At 76.1% G+C, this 2,052-nt stretch carries 2 protein-coding genes; both read left to right on the top strand.

The features are described 5' to 3' along the window. On the top strand, positions 1-957 hold a 957-nt coding region (locus HY68_RS19335), incomplete at its 5' end, for a bifunctional adenosylcobinamide kinase/adenosylcobinamide-phosphate guanylyltransferase (RefSeq protein ID WP_041990549.1). 71 nt (positions 958-1,028) lie between these two features. Further along, a partial coding sequence (cobT, locus tag HY68_RS19330) for a nicotinate-nucleotide--dimethylbenzimidazole phosphoribosyltransferase (RefSeq protein WP_041990547.1) occupies positions 1,029-2,052 on the top strand: 1,024 nt, incomplete at its 3' end.

Genomic DNA, 2,052 nt, shown 5'->3' with positions numbered 1-2,052 from the left:
GGGCTGCCGCCCGCCGGACGGGTGGCGGACGGCCGGGTGCTGACGCTGCTCAGCGGGCACCGGGTGCGGGCGGTGGCGATGGACGCGCCGGGCACCGGGTACGAGGTGACGGCGCCCGGCGGCGAGCAGCTGCTCTACCTGCCGCCGGGCGGTGCGCCCGCCGGGCTGCTGGCCGGGCAGGACAGGAACGTCACGTACGACCTGGTGGCCGCCGATGTCGTGGGGCGGCCCGAGGCGGTCGCGCGGCTGCGCGAGTCCGGGGCGGTCGGCCGGTCCACCGATGTGCTGGCCGTCCACCTCGACCACGACGTACCGCCCGGCGCCGAACTGGCGCGGCGGCTCGCGGCGGCGGGGGCGCGCGCCGTGCCGGACGGTACGACGCTGACCGTCGGCGCCTACCAGGCCGTCCCTGACGTGCCGCGCCGCACGCTCGTCACGGGCGGGGCGCGGTCCGGCAAGTCCTGGGAGGCCGAGCGGCGGCTGGCCACGTTCCCCGGCGTGCTGTACGTCGCGACGGGCGGTACGCGCGCGGGGGACGCGGAGTGGGCCGAACGGGTCAGAACCCACCGCGAGCGCCGCCCCGCGTCCTGGCGGACCACCGAGACCTGCGACCTCGTACCGCTGCTCGCCGACGACGGCCCGCCGCTGCTGATCGACTGTCTGTCGCTGTGGCTGACGGACGCCATGGACCGGGTGAACGCCTGGGACGACGCGGCGTGGGCGGCGGACGGCGAGAAGGCGCTGCGCGCGCGCACGGCCGAACTGACCGACGCCGTACGGGAGACGAGGCGCACGGTGGTGGCGGTGACGAACGAGGCCGGCTCGGGCGTGGTGCCCGCGACGGCGTCGGTGCGCCGCTTCCGCGACGAACTGGGCAGGCTGAACGCGGCGTTCGCGGCGGAGTGCGAACACGTACTGCTGGTGGTGGCGGGCCAGGCCCTGCCGCTGCGCGGTTAGGCCCTGCCCTGGCCGCGAGCAGGACCGGACTGCGCGGAACCGCGCGGCGGCCTGCCGGTACTGTTCGGCGAATGAGCTCGCTGAATCTCGATGACTTCTCCGATCTGATCGAGCGCCCCGACGGCAACATGCGGCGCGAGGCCGAGGAACGGCGGGAGCGGCTTACCGTTCCGCCCGGCGCGCTCGGGCGCCTGGACGAACTGGGCGAGTGGCTGTCGGCCGCGCAGCATTCCGTCCCCGTGAAGGCCGTCACCCGGCCCCGGGTGGTGATCTTCGCGGGCGACCACGGAGTGGCGGCGCTCGACGTGTCGGGACGCCCCGCGGGCAGCGCGCATGTGCTGGTGCGGGACGCCCTGGAGGGCGCGAGCCCGGCGGCCGTGCTCGCGCGCCGCGCCGAGGTGCCGGTACGGATCGTGGACGCGGGGCTCGACTGCGACCCCGGGCTGCTGCCCGACGAGGTCGTACGCCACCGGGTGCGGCGCGGCAGCGGGCGGATCGACGTCGAGGACGCCCTGACGGCCGAGGAGGCCGAGCAGGCCGTACGGCTCGGCATGGCGATCGCCGACGAGGAGGCGGACTCCGGCACCGACCTGATCGTGCTGGGCGACCTGAGCGTCGGCGGCACCACCCCCGCGGCCACCCTGATCGCCGCACTGTGCGGCACGGACGCCAGCGTGGTCACGGGACGCGGCGGCGCCGGTATCGACGACCTGGCGTGGATGCGCAAGTGCGCTACGGTACGGGACGCACTGCGCAGGGCCCGCCCGGTCCTCGGCGACCAGCTGGAACTGCTGGCCGCTGTCGGCGGCGCCGACCTCGCCGCGACCACCGGCTTCCTGCTGCAGAGCGCGGTACGCCGGATGCCGGTGATCCTGGACGGCGTGGTCTCGGCCGCCTGCGCCCTGGTCGCCCAGCGAGCGGCGTTCCGCGCGCCGGACTGGTGGCTGGCGGGCCAGGTGAGCGGAGAGCCGGCGCAGGCGAAGGCGCTGGACCGGATGGCGATGACACCGGTACTCGACCACGGCGTGAAAGCGGGCGGCGGCACGGGCGCGCTGCTGGCCCTGCCCCTCGTCCAGGCGGCAGCGGCTCTGGCAG

This window comes from Streptomyces sp. AcH 505 (genome assembly GCF_000818175.1).
GTDB lineage: Bacteria > Actinomycetota > Actinomycetes > Streptomycetales > Streptomycetaceae > Streptomyces.
Note: the sequence above shows the minus strand (reverse complement) of the source record. Positions and strands in the feature narration are given on the sequence as shown.